General features: G+C 31.1%; 16 protein-coding genes and 2 tRNA genes. 15 read left to right on the forward strand and 3 right to left on the reverse strand.

Annotated elements, in window-relative coordinates; all coding sequences use genetic code 11:
• The coding region (locus tag ABJD66_RS14280) for a DUF2797 domain-containing protein (protein WP_348132824.1) at positions 1–543 on the forward strand (543 nt) is incomplete at its 5' end.
• On the opposite strand, the gene ABJD66_RS14285 is transcribed toward ABJD66_RS14280, so the two are convergent.
• The gene (locus tag ABJD66_RS14285; RefSeq protein WP_348132827.1) at positions 533–3,274 is read right to left on the reverse strand and encodes an AsmA-like C-terminal region-containing protein; all 2,742 of its coding nucleotides are present in this window, start codon (positions 3,272–3,274) and stop codon (positions 533–535) included. The two genes, ABJD66_RS14280 and ABJD66_RS14285, sit on opposite strands and share 11 nt — an antisense overlap.
• Before the next feature lie 110 nt (positions 3,275–3,384).
• Positions 3,385–4,095, reverse strand: a complete 711-nt coding sequence (locus tag ABJD66_RS14290) for a queuosine precursor transporter (protein ID WP_100893831.1) — start codon at positions 4,093–4,095, stop codon at positions 3,385–3,387.
• A 132-nt stretch (positions 4,096–4,227) separates the two neighbouring features.
• Here ABJD66_RS14290 and folK point away from each other — a divergent pair, with 132 nt between their 5' ends.
• The gene (gene folK / locus ABJD66_RS14295; protein ID WP_100893832.1) at positions 4,228–5,373 is read left to right on the forward strand and encodes a 2-amino-4-hydroxy-6-hydroxymethyldihydropteridine diphosphokinase; all 1,146 of its coding nucleotides are present in this window, start codon (positions 4,228–4,230) and stop codon (positions 5,371–5,373) included.
• 164 nt (positions 5,374–5,537) lie between these two features.
• Here folK and ABJD66_RS14300 read toward each other — a convergent pair whose 3' ends face one another.
• Entirely contained in the window at positions 5,538–6,071 is a 534-nt protein-coding gene (locus ABJD66_RS14300) for an RNA methyltransferase (RefSeq protein WP_100893833.1), read from the reverse strand.
• Positions 6,072–6,228: 157 nt separating this feature from the next.
• Between ABJD66_RS14300 and mutS the strand changes: the two genes are divergently transcribed.
• From mutS to ABJD66_RS14365, 13 genes are all read left to right on the forward strand, one after another.
• The gene (gene mutS, locus ABJD66_RS14305) at positions 6,229–8,811 is read left to right on the forward strand and encodes a DNA mismatch repair protein MutS (RefSeq protein WP_100896776.1); all 2,583 of its coding nucleotides are present in this window, start codon (positions 6,229–6,231) and stop codon (positions 8,809–8,811) included.
• Between the two features lie 142 nt (positions 8,812–8,953).
• Positions 8,954–9,025, forward strand: a tRNA-Gly gene (locus ABJD66_RS14310).
• A gap of 45 nt (positions 9,026–9,070) precedes the next feature.
• Positions 9,071–9,154: transfer RNA gene (locus ABJD66_RS14315), tRNA-Leu, on the forward strand.
• 177 nt (positions 9,155–9,331) lie between these two features.
• On the forward strand, positions 9,332–9,691 hold the full coding sequence (locus tag ABJD66_RS14320) for a hypothetical protein (RefSeq protein ID WP_100893834.1): 360 nt from the start codon (positions 9,332–9,334) through the stop codon (positions 9,689–9,691).
• A 36-nt stretch (positions 9,692–9,727) separates the two neighbouring features.
• A complete protein-coding gene (locus ABJD66_RS14325) occupies positions 9,728–10,225 on the forward strand; it encodes a hypothetical protein (RefSeq protein WP_348132832.1) in 498 nt (165 codons plus the stop codon).
• 19 nt (positions 10,226–10,244) lie between these two features.
• Positions 10,245–10,430, forward strand: a complete 186-nt coding sequence (locus tag ABJD66_RS14330) for a hypothetical protein (protein WP_100893836.1) — start codon at positions 10,245–10,247, stop codon at positions 10,428–10,430.
• Positions 10,431–10,760: 330 nt separating this feature from the next.
• The gene (locus ABJD66_RS14335) at positions 10,761–11,372 is read left to right on the forward strand and encodes a hypothetical protein (RefSeq protein WP_348132835.1); all 612 of its coding nucleotides are present in this window, start codon (positions 10,761–10,763) and stop codon (positions 11,370–11,372) included.
• A 109-nt stretch (positions 11,373–11,481) separates the two neighbouring features.
• Complete coding sequence (locus ABJD66_RS14340; protein ID WP_348132838.1) at positions 11,482–12,210, forward strand: hypothetical protein; 729 nt, start codon at positions 11,482–11,484, stop codon at positions 12,208–12,210.
• A 2-nt stretch (positions 12,211–12,212) separates the two neighbouring features.
• Positions 12,213–12,593 carry a DUF5071 domain-containing protein gene (locus ABJD66_RS14345; protein ID WP_348132841.1) on the forward strand — a complete coding sequence of 127 codons (381 nt, stop codon included), beginning with the start codon at positions 12,213–12,215 and terminating at the stop codon, positions 12,591–12,593.
• 145 nt (positions 12,594–12,738) lie between these two features.
• Positions 12,739–14,880 (forward strand): AAA family ATPase, encoded by a 2,142-nt coding sequence (locus tag ABJD66_RS14350; RefSeq protein ID WP_348132843.1) that lies wholly within the window; start codon positions 12,739–12,741, stop codon positions 14,878–14,880.
• Position 14,881: 1 nt separating this feature from the next.
• The gene (locus tag ABJD66_RS14355; RefSeq protein ID WP_348132846.1) at positions 14,882–16,690 is read left to right on the forward strand and encodes an ATP-dependent helicase; all 1,809 of its coding nucleotides are present in this window, start codon (positions 14,882–14,884) and stop codon (positions 16,688–16,690) included.
• Positions 16,691–16,695: 5 nt separating this feature from the next.
• Positions 16,696–17,343 carry a suppressor of fused domain protein gene (locus tag ABJD66_RS14360; RefSeq protein ID WP_348132849.1) on the forward strand — a complete coding sequence of 216 codons (648 nt, stop codon included), beginning with the start codon at positions 16,696–16,698 and terminating at the stop codon, positions 17,341–17,343.
• Between the two features lie 281 nt (positions 17,344–17,624).
• The coding region (locus ABJD66_RS14365; RefSeq protein WP_348132852.1) for a hypothetical protein at positions 17,625–19,238 on the forward strand (1,614 nt) is incomplete at its 3' end.

The following is a 19,238-nucleotide window of genomic DNA, read 5'->3' on the forward strand; positions in this document are numbered from 1 at the left end:
GCACATTTAGACCAGGAAGATCGAGATTTAGCTTACGAAAAAAAAGTTCAACTACAGCCACATATTGTTTACCTAGCAAACTCTAGCAACGTAAAAGTTGGTGTTACACGCAAAACACAAGTACCAACAAGGTGGATAGACCAAGGAGCACACGAAGCCATAGAAATAGTAGAAGTACCAAACCGCTACTTAGCAGGCATTACAGAAGTTGCTTTAAAAGACCACATAGGCGATAAAACCAACTGGAGAAAAATGCTTACCAATACTGTAGATGACGAAAACTTAATTGAGTGGCGCAACAAACTAAAACAATATATACCTGAGGAAGCTGCACAGTATTTTATTGAAGATAATAAAGAAACTCATTTAGAGTTTCCGGTAATGCAATATCCAGAAAAAGTAAAAAGTCTTAATCTGGATAAAACACCTAATTACAAAGGCACACTAAAAGGCATTAAAGGCCAGTACCTAATTTTTGAAGATAATACCGTTTTTAATATTAGAAGTAACGAAGGCTACTACGTAAGTTTAACTATTGCTTAGTAGTATCTTTTTCTGTTTCTTTTTTCTTTTTACCAAACAAGCCTCCTAAAATTTCCTTTACAGCTTCTTTTTGGGTTTCTTGTTTGGTACTAGTTTCTGTATCTTTTTCTACAGCAGTAGTATCTTTTTTACCTAACAAGCCACCAACCACATCTTTTACAACAGAAGTTTTAGCATCATCTTGGGTTAAAGAATCTGTTTTAGATTTATTTTTATTTAGCAGATCGCTAATAACACTAGTTGCTTTATCTTTCCCTTTTGCTATTAGTTTTTGCTTTTCTATTTCTATTAACTGACTTGTTAAGTTTTTAACACCACTAGTTAAATCTGTTTTAACCTCTGGACTTGTAAAATCACCTCCAATATTAGCCGTTACAGGTATTGTTAAATCCTCTAAGTTTTTGTCATCTATTTTAGCTATTAACTTAGTAACATCACTACCCAAATATTTAGCAGGTACTTCTACAGTGGCATTGTAAGCCAACTTACTATCAAATGTATGACTACCAGCAACATTCATTACAATATCTCCATAATTAAGCTTAAATGGCTTAACAGACACCTTACCATTATCAAAAGATAAAGCAGTTTTTAATCCGTTTAAATTTAATTTTTCAGGTTTTAAAAAACTAAGCTTATCACTTAATGCTGTTACAAATTTCTCTTGCTTACCATCTAACTCTGTCTGCATTAACTCTGCCAATACCTTACCAGATATTGTAGTTAAGTCTGGCGTAAAATCATCTTTTAAATTACCCGCTACAGAAATATCAGAATTTAAATTACCTCTAATAATTTTTGCTACAGGCGCTAAAACCTCTAACATCTCTAAACCTTTTAAAGCCTGACTGATATTAAACTGGTTCATTCCTAAATTCATAGCAAAAGTAGCAGCTTCATTTTTAGTAGAAACCTCACCATTAAAAGCCATTTTTCCACCAAATAAAGACGTAGTCATATTAGACAATGTTGCTGTTTCATCTTTAATACGCAATGTACCTTTTACATCTTTAAGCGTTAAATTATCATACAATACCGTATTTGCATTGGCAGTAATTGTTGCATCTAAAAACGATGGTATTTTCAATTTCTCTTCAGTAACAGGTTGCTTCTCTTCTGTTTTTTCAGTTGATGTTTCTGTAGTCTCTTCCTCATCTACCATAAAATCATTTAAAGCAAACGTATTAGAATTTAAAGCAAAATCTCCTTTTACTTTTTCATCCTTAAACATAAAACCTAACAAATTTGTAATTGTACCTTTTGCTGAAAAATCTGTAGTACCAGTTTTTCCTTGGAACTCATTTAACGATACCGTTTTTGGATTAAATGACAAAGATGTTGTTGTAATCTGCACAGGGTTTTTAAGCTCATCAGAATTATACTCAAAATCCTTTAAATCTAACGTACCACTTGTTGTTGTGTTTTGATATTGTTCTTTCTCTATAGATGCCATATCAAAAGCTGTAGTAATATCTGCCTTAAGCATTCCTTTTAAATTTAAATCTGCTGGCGCAGGATACGCCTGTGATATGTTAGCCAAATTCATATTACCATCTAAATGCGCTTTAACCTTAGTGTTACCCATTAGATCTGTAATTTGAGAGTTAAGATTAAACCTATCCTGATCTATTGCAAAAGCTAATTTTTTAATATCTACTGAAGTATCCTCTACCAAACCAGTTGTGTTATCTATAGCCGCATTTATAAAAATACTAGTAACAGACTTAGGTAAATCTGGATATTTAAATGATGCATTATCAGAATTTAACTTTACTGAAAATTTAGGAATATGTGTTTCATCAACAATACCATTAAGTTTACCTTCTACCGTAAATTTCCCTGTAGTTTTTACGTTTTCAATACTTTTAGTATACTCTTCTGGCACTAATGCTAAAAAGTTTTTAAACTCACTAGACAATGTTTTAAAGTTGATGTTTACCTCTTGGTTGTCATCATTAACCTTAACAAAACCATCAAAAACTAATGGCAATTGGTTAATTAAAGCTTCGTTCTTTAAAAAAGAATACTTACTCTCTTTTAAATCTATACCAATTAGAGCATCTAAACCTACTTTATTTCTATTAAGATAATTTGTACCACCCATACCAAAAGACACAAGCGCGTTTGTTTTAGTATCTAACTCAGACTTCTCTAGAGATAAATCTCCTGTACCAGAATGCTGCAATTCTGTTAGAGCTAAAGCCATACCAGAAGTTTGGTCTACATATACAATACTAGAGTTTGTAATTTTATAAGATTCCATAGCCAATGTAAAGCTACTCCCCTCTTCTTCTACCGTTTCTGGAGTTGCAGCTGCAGACGGATCCTTTTTAGCAATATCATAATTAGCAATACTATCTTTATTAACCATAATATTTACAGATGCACCATCTACAGCCAAGCTTTTAATACCAATAGCTTCAGATGGGTCTTTAAACAACTCTGTAATTGCCAGGTCTAATGAAATTTCTTTAGAAGCAAACAGCGTATCACCCGCAAAAGGTGCCTTATTTGTTAACACTAAATCATTAATAGTAACATTTGCATTAGGAAAGCTAGAAAACAAACTAAGGTCTGCACTAGCAAAATCTAATGTAGCCTCTATATTGTTATTAACCTTATCCTTTATTATTTTTTCAATTTTACCTTGTAAAAAGAAAGGAGCTGCAATAAGCAAAACTACTATTAACAATACTACAATACCTATAATTTTTAATATTTTCTTTTTCATACAGAACTATTTTTTTCTTTTTTAAAATTGAGCTAAACCAGGTAAACAAATTAGATATTTTTAGATTGTATTATAAATCTTACAATTAAAACAACTAAAGGTCTATTTTATTATGACTCCAATGTTATTTCTTGGTTTATTTTTAAATTAAATCTTTTTCTCATTATATATACGAAGAAATACAACAAAGGGGTGTCTACAAATGCTATAATTATCTTAAAAATAAAACCACTAATTAACAAACCCGTAAACTTTTCCCAGCCAATTTCTCCAAAAGAACACAAAAGCAACAAAACTGTACACGTGTCTACAAACTGAGAGAAAAAAGTTGAAAAATTATTACGCAACCATAAATGCTTACCTTTTGTTATTTTTTTCCAGAAATGATACACTTGTATATCTACAAACTGCGCAAACAAATATGCTAACATAGATGCCGTAACAGCTAAAATTGTGTTACCAAAAACATCTTTAAACATTGCATTACTAACAGAAGACCAACTTGTGGCTTCAGAAGCAGATGCTAAATACACTATTAACAATGAAAAAAATGAAGCAAAAATACCAGCTATTACAATTTGGTTAGCACTTTTTTTACCGTAGATTTCAGAAATTAAATCGGTTAACAAAAAAGTAACAGGATAAGGTAGCACACCCACAGAAATCTCAAACAAGTTTGCCCCAAAAATGGTAACATCTCCAAAAGGTTGCCAAATAAAAAATTTCTGAAAAATAAGATTAGACACCACCAAAGACGTTATAAAAAGTGCTCCTAGGTACAAATATATTTTAAAGGCCAATTTTTTATCTGTTTTGTTCATATATAGGGTCTGCTGTTCTAATTTACTTGTAATTTGTAAAGATACTTAAGTTAAGCTTTTAATACCTTTACAAAAAAGATATTTAATTTTAAGATAGCGCCTTAAAAACTATTTTATTTACTTTGTTTTTAAATGAAGAAGAACGTTACAACTGCATACCTATCTATAGGAAGTAATTTAGGTGATAAGATAGTAAACTTACAAGATGCCATTTTTTTATTAAAGGAAAAAGCAGGTAGCATTGCTGGTATTTCTAAAGTTTACAAATGCGAATCATGGGGTTTTGAGTCGGACGACTTTTTAAACGCCTGCGTTGCTATTAACACAACCAAAGACCCTTTTGAGCTTTTAGATATTATTTTTGAAATAGAAACACACCTAGGAAGGCAGCGAACAGATGAAGCAGGTTACCAAGCCAGAACCATAGACATAGATATTATTTACTATGGCAAAGAGGTAATTAACACCGAAAAATTAGTGGTGCCACACCCAAACTTACAATTTAGAAGTTTTGTTTTGCGGCCATTAGCAGATGTTGGGCCGCAATTTTACCACCCAATACTTAACAAAGACTCCAGAAACTTGTTTCAGGAATGCAAAGACAAAGGTAAAATAGAACGTACAGAAAGAAGGTTATATGAAGACAGAGAAAGCATTCTTGCCAAAGCACAATTTTTAGCCATAGAGGGTAACATTGGAGCAGGTAAAACCACTTTAGCCAATAAAATATCTGAGGATTATAATGCCAAGCTAATTGTAGAGCGTTTTGCAGACAACCCGTTTTTACCAAAATTTTACGAGGATCAAGCTAGATATGCTTTTTCTTTAGAAATGTCTTTTTTAGCAGATCGTTACCAACAATATTCAGATGATACTTCTCAGCTAGATTTATTTAAGTCTTTTATGGTAAGTGATTATGATATATTTAAATCTCTCATATTTGCAAAAGTAACTTTGCAACAAGACGAGTTTAAATTATACCGTAAGTTGTTTGACTTAATGTATAAAGATGTAAAAAAGCCAGATGTTTTTGTGTACTTATACCAAAACACAGAGCGCTTAATTGCTAACATTAAAAAACGTGGTCGTGAATATGAACAGGATATACAGACCGATTATCTAGAAAAAATTAACAAAGGTTATTTAGATTTCATAAAAAGTTACCCACAGCAAAATACCTTTATTATAGACGTAAGCGACCTTGACTTTGTAGCTAATACAGCTGATTATGAGCACATTTTACACGAAATTGAAGGTTACATTTTACGTAACTTATAGAAAAACACAAATATTAAATTAACAGTTATTTCACAATTTATTTGCAAGATTGAAAACGTTTTCTTTAATTGCATATCTCTTAACAGAGGAACTAACTAACTCAAACTACATACGAGACCCAACTTTGTTGGGTCTTTTTTTTGTCTATAAACTAAATATGCTTTTTATTTCTGTTGTAGTTTAGACCATAAATCCCAAACCACTACACCAGCACTTACAGATATATTTAAAGAGTGTTTTGTGCCGTATTGCGGAATTTCTAAAACCACATCACTAGCAGTAACCACATCTTGGGCAACACCTTTAACTTCGTTACCAAAAATTAGTGCATACTTTTGGTTTTTATCAACCTTAAAATCATTTAAAAAAGTAGCATTTTCTGCTTGCTCTACAGAAAGCATTTTGTAACCATTATTTTGTAATTGCTGTACCAATGGCAATGTTTCTTCTACATACTCCCAAGCAACGCTATCTGTAGCGCCCAAAGCTGTTTTTTGTATGTCTTTATGTGGCGGTTTTGCAGTAATACCACACAGGTATATTTTTTCAATTAAAAAAGCATCAGCTGTTCTAAAAACAGATCCAATGTTGTTTAAACTTCTAATATTATCTAAAATAATAACAATAGGCGTTTTCTCTGCTTGTTTAAACTCTTCAATATTTAATCGCTCTAATTCGTTATTTTTTAATTTTCTCATTCTATTTATATCTAGTAAACTTATCCACAAATATCAACAAAGGTTTTGTAACCAAAGAGAAAAACTTAAATTCGTTTTGTAATTTTTAAGTTAATCATTAAGATTTTTCAATTTGCCTAAAACAAGTACACCAAAGAAGAAAAAGGTAACCCCTTTAATGCAGCAATACAACGCTATAAAAACAAAGTATCCAGATGCTATGTTGCTTTTTCGCGTTGGAGATTTTTATGAAACCTTTGGTGATGATGCCGTTAAAGCATCTAAAATTTTAGGAATTATATGTACACACCGTAATAATGGTGGAGAAAAAACAGAATTAGCTGGTTTTCCACATCATTCTTTAAACACCTATTTACCAAAATTGGTAAAAGCAGGACAACGTGTAGCTATTTGTGATCAGTTAGAAGACCCTAAACAAACCAAAACAATTGTAAAAAGAGGCGTTACAGAATTGGTAACTCCTGGTGTGGCTTTAAATGATGATATTTTATCTGCCAAAACCAACAACTTTTTATGTGCTGTACATTTTGGAAGAAAAAAAGTAGGTGTATCTTTTTTAGATATTTCTACCGGAGAATTTTTAACATCAGAAGGTACAGAAGAGCAAATTGATAAATTACTACAAAACTTTGCTCCTAATGAGGTCTTGGTGTCTAAAACACATAAAAAAGATTTTTTAAAAATATTTGGCACTGAGTTTCATACTTTTTTTGTTGAAGATTGGATTTTTCAGGAAGATTACGCTCAAGAAACACTTACCAAACATTTTAATACTGCAACCTTAAAAGGTTTTGGAGTTGCACATTTAGAGCAAGGTATTATGGCATCTGGTGCTGTTTTACATTATTTATCTGAAACACAACACCACAAACTACAACACATAAATACGCTACAACGTATTGCCGAGGAAGAATACATTTGGATGGATAGGTTTACTATTAAAAATCTAGAGCTGTACCACTCTTATAACCCAAATGCTGTTACTCTTTTAGATGTTATAGACAAAACCATATCACCTATGGGTGGGCGTATGCTAAAACGCTGGTTAGCTTTGCCTTTAAAAAATGTAGAAAAAATAAAAAGAAGACACCAAGTTATAGAGTACTTACAAGCTAATGATTCCATTTTGCACAAATTGCAACAGTCTATAAAGCAAATGGGAGATTTAGAACGTTTAATTTCTAAGGTAGCAACAGCTAAAATATCACCTAAAGAAGTAGTACAACTTAAAAATTCTTTAGAAGCCATACTACCTGTTAAGCAACTTACAAGCACTAGTAAAAACGAAGCTGTAAAACTTATAGGAGACCAATTACACGGTTGTGATATGCTACGCGCTAAAATTAAAGAAATGATTAGCGAAGATGCTCCTGTAAATATGCTTAAAGGCGAAACTATAGCCAAAGGATATTCTGCCGAGTTAGATGAGCTACGTGGTTTGGCATTTTCTGGCAAAGACTATTTAAATAAAATGTTAGAGAGAGAAACCGAACGCACCGGAATTACCTCTTTAAAAATAGCTAGCAATAATGTATTTGGATATTATATAGAAGTACGTAATACCCATAAAGATAAAGTACCAGAAGAATGGATACGTAAGCAAACCTTGGTAAATGCAGAGCGTTATATTACTGAAGAATTAAAAGAATACGAGAGCAAAATATTAGGTGCAGAAGAACGCATACAAGTTTTAGAGCAAGAATTATTTTCTAAACTAGTTGTTTGGATGCAAGAGTATATTGCCCCAGTACAACACAATGCACAATTAATTGCACAACTAGATTGCCTTTGTGGTTTTACACAATTGGCAACAGACAATAAATATACAGCTCCTGTAATAGACGACTCTACCGATTTAGAGATTGTAAACGGAAGGCATCCTGTTATAGAAAAACAATTGCCTGTTGGTGAAGCTTATATTGCCAATGATGTTACTTTAAACAGAGAAGAACAACAAATAATAATGATTACAGGGCCAAATATGAGTGGTAAATCTGCCATATTACGCCAAACAGCCTTAATTGTATTACTAGCACAAATGGGAAGTTTTGTGCCTGCAGAAGCTGCTAAAATTGGTTACGTAGACAAAATATTTACTAGAGTTGGTGCTAGTGACAATATCTCTATGGGAGAATCTACTTTTATGGTAGAGATGAACGAGACTGCATCTATATTAAACAACCTATCTAACCGTAGTTTGGTATTGTTAGATGAAATTGGCCGTGGTACTAGCACTTATGATGGTATTTCTATTGCGTGGGCAATATCAGAATACCTACACCAGCACCCAACACAAGCAAAAACATTGTTTGCCACGCACTACCACGAGTTAAATGAAATGACAGCAACATTTAGCAGAATAAAAAACTACAACGTATCTGTAAAAGAACTAAAAGACAATGTCTTGTTTTTGCGCAAACTTACTCCTGGTGGTAGTGAACATAGTTTTGGTATACACGTAGCAAAAATGGCTGGTATGCCACAGCAAGTTATTTCTAAAGCAAATAAAATACTTAAAAAGTTAGAGAAGTCTCACTCTAGCGAAGAACTAACTACAAAACTAACAGATGCCCAAAACGAAATGCAACTAAGCTTTTTTAATATGGATGATCCTTTGTTATTAGAGTTAAAAGAAGAGATAATAGACTTAGATATTAACACGCTAACACCTGTAGAAGCCTTAATGAAGCTAAATGAAATAAAAAGATTGCTTTCTGCACAAAAAAAAGATGAAGTGTAAAACGCTCATTTTATGTTGTTTGAAAATGAAATTTAAAAATAGATAAAAAATATCGATATTTTTTTTGAAAATAGCTTTGTGGTTTAGAAAAATGTCTTAAATTTGCACCCGCATCTGATAAAGATGTACGCTCATAAAAATTGCGAAAGTAGCTCAGGGGTAGAGCATCACCTTGCCAAGGTGGAGGTCGAGGGTTCGAATCCCTTTTTTCGCTCAGAAAAAATTATACCAATTGCCTGTTAGTAATAACAGCTAATTTGCTCGAGTGGTGGAATTGGTAGACACGTTGGACTTAAAATCCAATGGACATTAGTCCGTATGGGTTCAAGTCCCATCTCGAGTACAAAACCCTTGTTAATCTAACGATTTTCAAGGGTTTTTGCTTTTTATATGTTTTTAGTTTTTCTTCTCTCTAAAAAACAGAGTACTACTTTACCTACTTATTTATATATTGCAGAAAATATACTTTTAATTAAGTTAAAGTATCAATTGTTTATTTTACAGCCATACAACATATTTAATGAGTGACATTACTCCACATAGCCAAGAACAAAGTCAAAATCAGCAACAAGAGGAAACTCACCAAGCGCAACCTATTATTATTAATCAAAATAATAACAACCAAGGCTCTAACCCAATTGGTATAGCCGGTTTTATAATCTCTATACTTGCTTATATTTTATATTGTGTCCCTTTTCTAGGGCACCTAATATGGATTTTAGGACTTGTATTATCTATAATTGGACTCTTTAGTCGTCCACGTGGACTTGCCATTGCCGGTGTAGTTATCTCTTTGATATGGATTATTTTTTACGCTATGATTTTTGCTGGAATATTATTTTTAGGCGCTGCTAGCGAAGGCATACAGGGTATGCATTAAAATAGCTTTATAAGGAACAAACAATATCTAACAATAATGAAAACTTACACCCTACTCTTTCTTTTATTTTTGATGAGTGCAACAGGCACTTGTCAGCATACACAAGAAACAGACACAACAATTAATTTAAAATCGGGCTTTTATATTTTAAACGATTCTGTTGGCGTAAAAGTTTTTGTTCCAGATTTTAACAGGCTACAATACGTAAACACAAGAACATTAATTCCTATTACAGATATAAAAAAGTGTTCTACTGTTGGTATGGATGCTACATTTGGAAACTCTGGAGAAAAACAATTTGGATTAAATATAACATTTACACCAGACGGAGATATTAAAATGCAAATTGCTACAGATATAGCTTTTGAAGAGCGTAAAAGCATAGGATTATTTGTAGATAACAAAATTATTAATGCCTTTTACGTAAATAGTAAAATTAGAAACGGAAATTATTTTCTAGCACTTAATTTACCTTTCGCAGAGATTAAGCAATTGGAAAAGAAAATTAATTCTGAACTTAAAAAAGAGAAATAAAATACTAGTTTTAACAGCTATGAGAAAAACAATATTAATTATTGGTGTTGCGCTTGCACTTGTAAATGTTATATACAGCTTTTTTAGAAATGTAGATACCATCTATTTTTTTGGCCAAGATGTAAATATTTGGGTATACCGACTAATTTGGTCATTTATGGCTGTACTTATTTTTAACGCCTACCGCAAAGAAACAAGAAAATAAAGCATCTTATTTTTCACGATAATATACTTACCTATTACGAATAAACATTAACACATTACAATATCATTTCTACTTTTTAAATTGCTCTCTATTATATAGAAGAATAATATGATACGCAATAATACAAAGAATACAACCATAACAAGCAGATTCAATTTTCTGTATGTATTCTTGTTATTTTTTTTAGTTGCGGTATTATTTTTTCTTTACATCCTTTTAGTCACCAAAGAAGAAATTGTACTATTTTTAATAGCGTTTATAGCTTTTGTATTATACGGGTTTTACACAATGGTAAAGAGTTTAGTCTTTTTTAGAGCCAATTCTAAAAATATGAGAGTAGGCCTATTTAAAACTTATAGCTATAATGATATACTTAGCGTAGAACTTTACAGCTCTATACCTTCTAAATTTATGTTTTTTATCTTTTATGAAAAAGGACTAACCATACATTTAAAAAACAATAAAAAAATACACTTAAAAGAAACATACTACTCCAATTTTTGGAAAATACGTATGTACTTAGACAATAAATTCAATAAAAAGCAACTACAAGAAAGCAAGCCAGTAGACAAAAACAGAATTAACATTACCAACAAAACCATAGCTACACCATTTTATATTTTTGGCAATAGAATACTAATGTCAATAGCAGTAATAGCAACTTTTATATTACTAATAGACCTATGCACAACCAGCTATTTAAATCCTGGGTATTTTATATTTAGTACAGGTACGTTTCTTTTTTTGTTACTTTTTACAACACAAATGGATTATATAGAAAGTTCTAAAAATTACATCATCATTAAAAATTTAATAAATCCGTTTGTAAAAAAAATAATACCAACTAAAGATATAACACACACCTCTAAAGAAACCGTAGGCGGAGGCAAAAACAAAAGAACATTTATAATTATACACACTATCTACCATAAAAAATTTTAAGTTTCTATAGATTTTATAAGTCTTAAAAGAGAAGATAATATAATTGAACAAATTAAAAAACTAGATATCCCCTACAGAGATTACACCTAACAATATATAATATAAAACAATGAAGTTATTTAAAATTATATGTTTTGCATTTGTAATTTGTAATAGTGCATTTGCCCAAGAAGAATACAATTACTCTGATGAGCTACTAACAACCACATTTAAAGCCTACCAAGCAGTAGATTTTGATATGGCAAACAGTATGTTTCCTTTTGTAAAAGAGCGTTTTTTAGAACATTTAAAAGACTCCACTAGTTTTACAAACCCATATGATAGTTTATCTAAACATATAAGCATAAAATACAGCTTAGACAGTGTAGTAAAAATATACTCCTGGGGACAAAGAGACTCTGGCTGTTGCCACTCCTCTGTTTTATACGCACAATACAAAACAGAAGATAACACTATTAAACATACAAACTTAAAAGACCCAAATACAGGCGGAATAGATGTTTTTACTACTGGTTTGCATAGCATAAAAATTAACAACCAGCCGCACTACTTAATATTGGGCTGGGGAACTTGTTGTGGTGGTAAACATCATAGCACAGCAACAGTGTACAAAATAGCTGATGGCGTCTTACAAAAAAGCGATACTGCTTTTATTGGCGAAAATTATATTTTTACAGAAGCAAACCGCGGACAAGACATTAAACTAACGTACAATGAAGAAAAAAAAATATTGTCTTATTTTAGTTATCCAGAAGATGAGGAAACCGGTTTTTACAAAAGAGAACAAACACTTGCTCAATGGAAACTAACCAACAAAGGGTTTAAAAAAGAAAAATAATAGTGCAACCACAACTGCCAAAACACAAAGGAGATACAGAAGCCGTAGCCAACTTAAAAGACTATAGTTATAAGCAAGTAAAACCAATAGTACCAGAACTATTAACTTGGTTGCAAGATTTAAACTGGCCCGTTGCAGACCCAATAGCATTGTATTTACAATCTATAGCAGAATATATTACAGATGATATTATTGCCATTTTAAAAAGCAAAGATGAAGTTTGGAAATACTGGCTTGTATTAGTTTTTGGCACAAATGCAACAGCTCCAATAGCCCCAAAACTACTGGCCGAATTTAAACGAATTGCCACACAACCCACAAAAGCAGAAATAGCCGAAGAAACACAAGACTTAGCTTTAGAGGTGATTAAGAATTTAAGCTAAAGCTTATTTAGTTACCAACTATACATAATTACATACCAATTACAGATTTCCGTAATAAAGTGATACATAAAGTTTTTACATTGTGAGTCTATACAAGATCTTAATGTCTTTCATTTCTCAAACACTTAAGTAAAAAAAGCACAAAATGTACATATCGAAGTTAAGCTTAGTCAATTACAAGAATTTTGCAAATGCGAAGTTCCTATTTGATAAAGGTATTAATACCATTATTGGCGAAAATGGTTCAGGTAAAACGAATGTATTTAGAGCAATTAGATTATTACTTGAAGATACTTCTTTACATTATTCATATAAACTTACAGAGAATGATTTTAACCGAGTATTAGAAGGTGACTCTAGGAAAGGACATTGGATAATAATTAGTCTAGAATTTAATGAAATAACGGATGAAGAAGCTATACAATCTTTGTTTATTCACAGAGCTGGTGTTGCAGAAGAAGATTATGTAAAAAAAGCTTCCTATAATCTGTTTTTTAGACCAAAAGCTGATATTAGACAAAGACTTTCTGAATTAGCAAAAGGAGATAAAGACGGGTTAAATAAAATTTTAGATGAGATAACAATAAAAGATAATTACGAAACTTATTTTACAGGAAAAAGCACTGCTGATTTTAATGATCCAGAAATCTATAAAGAATTAGTAGGTGATTTCGAAAATGTCGATTTTCCTTCAACAATAGATACTTCAAAATTCGGAACAAAAATCCCTCATCAACTTTCAATCTCAAAAGAAGTTTCATTTACCTTTATCCAAGCTTTAAGAGATGCAGTAAGCGATTTTCATAATAATAGAACAAATCCTTTACTAACCCTATTAAAAAACAAAAGTGGAGAAATAAAAGATTCCGACTATCAACCAATAAGCGATTTGGTAGATAAATTAAATGAAGGGATTGAAGGCTTAGAAGATGTACAAAACATTAGAAAAGACATAAAAAGTACAATACAAGATGCTGTAGGTTTAACCTACTCACCTTCTTCCCTATCTATCAAGTCTAGTTTACCTAGTGAAGCGGATAAACTTTTACAATCGCTAAAATTGTTTATAGGTGAACCTGAAGAAGAACACGAAGGAGGAATACACGAGCTTAGTTTGGGTGGTGCAAATTTAATATTTTTAACTCTTAAATTATTGGAGTTTAAGTATAGAAAATCTAAAGATACTTTTGCAAATTTCTTAATAATTGAAGAGCCTGAAGCTCACATACATAATCATATTCAAAAAACTTTATTTGATAAATTAGATTATACAGACACTCAAATTATTTACTCGACTCATTCAACACAAATATCTGAAGTAAGTAATGTAAAAAATATAAACATACTTGCTAAAAAATTAAACTATGCCGAAGTATTTCAGCCTTCAAAAGGTCTAAAATCAAAAAGCATAAATCAAATCCAAAGATATTTAGACGCAATTAGGACTAATTTATTATTTGCTAAAGGAGTAATATTAGTTGAAGGTGATGCCGAAGAAATTTTAATTCCACAAATGGTAAAAAAGGCTTACGGAGTAAGTCTTGATGAATTAGGAATCAGTTTAATAAACATTAGAAGTACAGGGTTTAAAAATGTAGCTCAACTATTTCACGATAATAGAATCCGAAGAAAATGTAGTATACTAACAGATTTAGATGATGCAATTTGCGATACAAGTATAATTGAAGGAGATAATGAAACTATAAAGAAATTTAAAACGAAAGTTGAAAACTCTAAAATTAAAGGACTAGAAAGGAAAGCTAGTTTAGATGCTTTTGAAAAAGATAATAATTGGATAAAAACATTTTATGCAAATTACACTTTTGAAGTTGATTTTGTAATGTATGGTAATGCTTGGGAAGTTGAGCAAATAATAGATGAAGTATATGTTGACAAACCAACTATAAAACTAACTAAAAAAGAGTTAGAAGATAAAGATGTTGCTGTTTTCGGAAAAAGAGTTTTAACGATGGCTAATCAAGAAGGAAAAGGTTGGTTTGCCATTATGTTAGGTAAACATATCTCATTTAAAACTATCATCCCTGATTATATTGTTGAAGCAATTGCGTTTTCTAAAGAGTCATATTCTAAAAATATTATTGCAGATATCGTTGAATATAGAGTGAACAAAAATGCAAAAGATGACGACAAAATTGATTTTACATTACTAAAAGAAATAATAGCGAATTATAGAGTTAATAAAGCTACAATTGATGATATCATTGTCGAAATAAAAAATAGAATCTCAGAAGACCAAATATTAACATTTATAGAAAAAGTGAAATAAGATGTTTGTTTGGGATAAAGGTGATTTAAATAAAGAACAAGAAGATGCAATTTTAAATTCAGAAAGCATTTTGTTAATTGCTTGTCCCGGAAGCGGTAAAACAAGGACTCTGACTTATAAAATAGCATATGAATTAAGCCGATTAGAATCGAGCAAAGAATTTGTTATAGCAATAACATATACCAATAATGCTGCTGATGAAATAAAGCATAGAATTGAATTATTAGGAGTTAACACTGAGCAATTATGGATTGGCACAATTCACTCTTTTTGTCTAGAATGGATTTTAAAGCCCTATCATTTATACTCTGATAGACTAAAAAATGGATTTCGAGTAATCAATTCTTATGAATCTGAGGAAATACTAACTGAGTTATGTAAGCCTTATACAAGCCAAAAAATCACTTATTGGGATTGTGGACTACTGGCAAAAACAGATGATATTTATTTAACTTGCTTAGATTCAAGTAAGCATAAAAATCTTCAAAGTATCATATCTGAATACTTTCAGATTTTAGAGAAAAACAATCAAATTGACTTTGAACAAATTCTATTTTACAGTTATAAATTACTAAAAAGCAATCCAATTATTTCAAAAATTTTATGCAAACTATTCCCTTTTATACTGATTGATGAATATCAAGATACTAAAGAAATACAGTATAGCATTATTGCTTCAATCCTTAAAGCAAACAATGGAGACTCAAAAACTTTAATTGTAGGTGACCCTAATCAATCTATTTATGATTCTCTTGGTGGTTACCCAATGTCAAAAGAAGAACTAGAAAAATTAATAGGATTTAGTTTAAAACAAAATAGCTTATCGAAAAACTATAGGTCATCTAAAAAAATCATTGAGTATTTTGAATACTTTAAGACATTTGACAATGAAATTAGCTCTGAAAGTCCAAATAAAGGCTATCCCAGCAAAATAACGTTTAACTCAACTATTTTAGTAGAAAATATAATAGAAGAAATATCTAAATTGATTCTATTCAACATAAATGAAGAGAAAATTTTACCAAATGAAATTTGTATCGTAGCTCCTCAATGGGTTCATTTAGCTAGTATCACTAGACAATTAATGATTAAAATGCCAGATTATAGTTTTGATGGTCCTGGTATGGCTCCGTTCTCTAGAGACATAGAAAATTTTTGGTATAAATTATCTAGTATTGTCTTAACAGAACCTTCTCCGTATATGTATATAAGACGTTTAAGATGGAGTAGAGAGCTTTTAAATGATTTAGATTTGGCAGGTGTTGACGTTACTAAAATAACAAGCAAAAAGCTTTTAAAAATTTGTAACTCGATAAAAGTAGATGAAACTGATGGATTAACTCATTTAGAAATATTTTTTAATGAAGTTAGCAGTATACTATCTATTAATATAAACAATTATCCTACTCTAATTGAACATTATGATTCATTCTTTAATAGCTCACGTAAAAGAATTGATAGACTTGTAAAAGAAGGAAACGAATTCATTGGAGACATTAAAAACTTTAGAAAAGTTTTTAAACAACGTGAAGGGATTACAGTATCAACTGTTCACGGAGTTAAAGGAGAAGAATATGACACTATGATTGGTTTTGCAATCCTAGATGATTATATACCACATTTTAGTGATAAAAAAAATGGCTACACGAATTCCAGAAAAATGCTTTATGTTTTAGCTTCAAGAGCTAGAAAAAATTTACATATCCTTTCCGAAAAAGGCAGAGCAATTAATTATTACAAACCTGAAGGAAAAATTCCAACTCCTAGTTTGATGGAGTACAAGTATGATTATGATATTATAAAAATATAATCACTATGACACTAAAAGAATACAAAAATAAATATACAGAAGAAGATGCTGTGGGTTGGGACTATATAGACTCTGCAATAGAAAAAATATACCCTGAGCAAAATCCACAACATTATGCACCACAATTACCTTATGCATTAGGTGGCACAGAACCTATAGACGGTATTAGCGCTTACAATAGCACCTTGCAAGAACCTCATTTTCATTATATTTCTTACGGGTTTTCTGAGCTGTATTACAATGAGGAATCTGTTGGTGAAGAATACAGTAAACTTGGTTTTGAACTTACGTTTAGACTAAAAAAATATAGTGACGAAGACAATGTTAACTGGGCTTGTAATTTAATTCAGAATTTAGGAAAATACGTTTTCAGCAAAGAAAAATGGTTTGAGGAATACCATCTTATACCTGCAAACGGACCAATAAGAAGTAATTACAACACAGATATTACAGCAATAGCATTTGTTATAGACAAAGAATTAGGCGTATTAAACACACCACATGGAGAGGTTCAGTTTTTACAAATGGTTGGCTTAACTAACACAGAGTACGAAGAGCTTAAGCAAAGTCCCAGCACCACAAAAACTAAAGAATTGCTAGAAAAACTAAAACAAAACAACCCTTTACTTATTACAGATTTAGAACGTAAGTAGTAAAATATTGCATCTATTTTAAATAAATTAAACTACTAAACCCTTCAATTTTTATTGAGGGGTTTTGTTGTTTTTATAGTTACGTAATTGCAAAAAAGAACTTTTGTAAGACAAAAATGCGCATTAAATAACAGCTAAAAATATTATTTATTACTAAATAAGATATACAAACACAATGCAGTAATCTAAAAATAAGACCGTTATACAATTTAACATTTTCTTACGAAATTCACCTGATAACTTGTTATATTTGACAGTTAATACTTACAAATATTACTACTATGAAATCAAATGACAAGTTATCAAAATTACTACTCGTATTTATTACAGTACTATTTACACAATCTAATTACCTATGCGCCCAAAATTTTAGCAGTGCTCCAGAATTAATTACACCAAGAGAAACTTGGCAAATATCTAAAGAAGCACTTTCATTTAGGTTTATAGCCCCAAATGATAATAGTTTTAGAAATATCATTAAAAATAATGTTATAAGTGTTGGTGGGTTTGACAATATTAAACCAAAGCCTTTTGCACAACAAACAGCTGTTTACAGAATTCAGATCTCTAAAGAAGAAGATTTCTCTAGCTCTTCTATTATTTATAGTAAACATTTAAAATTGTGGTCAATGCAACACGGAACCACACAACACATACCTAATCAAATTTTTCCTCCAGGAACTTATTACTGGAGAATGAGGTGCGAGGTAGATAAAGGCGGCACAAAAAGAACAAGTCCGTGGTCTGTTAAAAAGAAATTTAAATTGGTAAACAAGTCGGTACAACCAATGCGTTATAAAATATCAGATAGCAATCCGTTGTTTGTTATTGCAGACGCACATACAGCAGAGCTACATAATGATGATGCTAGTTATTTTGCTAATATGCATAAAGACGGCTTTACTAAAAACGATTTTTCTGCAAATAAGCGTAAACACGTTGCCGTGGTTTTAAACGATAGATCTAAAGGCGCTGAGCGTTTTATAGAAGACAACTATGCTGTAGACGAATATTTAGACCTATATAATAAAATTGAGGACTGGGGATATAAAACAATGATTTTTCACCAATACTCCTTAGCAGAACAAGATTGGTTTTATCGTAAATACCCAAATTGTATTGGAAATTTTACTGGTGAAACCGAAGATTTAGTCCTGTATTATGAAAAAGATGATGAGTTTAATAAAGAAACTAATCTTTTTTTTAACAGATCTTTAAAGTTAGCAGAATTACACGGTGGTTATTTTATGAATGCAACACACTACTACAGTAAAGCTTATGTGTCTGCACAGTTTTCTCCTATGTTTACAAACTCTGAGGTTTTCAATAACCTAAAAAAATACAGTAAACACATTATATGGGGAACAAAAAACAATAGTTCTTACGCCAAACATGTTATGGATGGCTACTGGCAAGGTTTATGGCTAGACAACGTTATAGGGCAAAGAGTAGCTTGGATAGAGAACTATTTTAATCGTTCTGCACATAATATTAATAAAAAGGTATGGCCTTTAGTTAATAGCAAAAGTACAGATACATACACTCCAATTACCTTAATGAGTAAAGAAATGCTGTATTCTGCTGCTAATGGTGGTACTGTGTTTGTAATTAGAGATAATGATAACTCTACAAATGATGATGCAGCAAACAGGAGATCTGCCAGAAGAGACCATCTATACAAATTGTTTGAAAAAATTGTAGATGAAAAGTTAATTACTCCTAAAGCTCAAGTAAAAGCCAATACAAAAAAAGCGGTACAGTTTATTACTGCAGAGGAGCACGGTACAAGAAAAAAAGAGGATTATAAAACTATCTATCAAAAATATAAAGAGCTATTTAGTAAAACACACAAGGTTATAAAATACGATAACGAAAAAATAGCTACTGATGTAATA

Source organism: Cellulophaga sp., from assembly GCF_039943695.1.
GTDB lineage: Bacteria > Bacteroidota > Bacteroidia > Flavobacteriales > Flavobacteriaceae > Cellulophaga.

Coding starts and splice junctions, on each gene's coding strand:
- ABJD66_RS14300 (WP_100893833.1), bottom strand. CDS start 6,071: ATGAGAAAATTAAAAAATAACGAATTAGAGCGATTAAATATTGAAGAG.
- folK (WP_100893832.1), top strand. CDS start 4,228: ATGAAGAAGAACGTTACAACTGCATACCTATCTATAGGAAGTAATTTA.
- ABJD66_RS14320 (WP_100893834.1), top strand. CDS start 9,332: ATGAGTGACATTACTCCACATAGCCAAGAACAAAGTCAAAATCAGCAA.
- ABJD66_RS14340 (WP_348132838.1), top strand. CDS start 11,482: ATGAAGTTATTTAAAATTATATGTTTTGCATTTGTAATTTGTAATAGT.
- mutS (WP_100896776.1), top strand. CDS start 6,229: ATGCAGCAATACAACGCTATAAAAACAAAGTATCCAGATGCTATGTTG.
- ABJD66_RS14350 (WP_348132843.1), top strand. CDS start 12,739: ATGTACATATCGAAGTTAAGCTTAGTCAATTACAAGAATTTTGCAAAT.
- ABJD66_RS14330 (WP_100893836.1), top strand. CDS start 10,245: ATGAGAAAAACAATATTAATTATTGGTGTTGCGCTTGCACTTGTAAAT.
- ABJD66_RS14335 (WP_348132835.1), top strand. CDS start 10,761: ATGAGAGTAGGCCTATTTAAAACTTATAGCTATAATGATATACTTAGC.
- ABJD66_RS14325 (WP_348132832.1), top strand. CDS start 9,728: ATGAAAACTTACACCCTACTCTTTCTTTTATTTTTGATGAGTGCAACA.
- ABJD66_RS14290 (WP_100893831.1), bottom strand. CDS start 4,095: ATGAACAAAACAGATAAAAAATTGGCCTTTAAAATATATTTGTACCTA.
- ABJD66_RS14285 (WP_348132827.1), bottom strand. CDS start 3,274: ATGAAAAAGAAAATATTAAAAATTATAGGTATTGTAGTATTGTTAATA.
- ABJD66_RS14355 (WP_348132846.1), top strand. CDS start 14,882: ATGTTTGTTTGGGATAAAGGTGATTTAAATAAAGAACAAGAAGATGCA.
- ABJD66_RS14360 (WP_348132849.1), top strand. CDS start 16,696: ATGACACTAAAAGAATACAAAAATAAATATACAGAAGAAGATGCTGTG.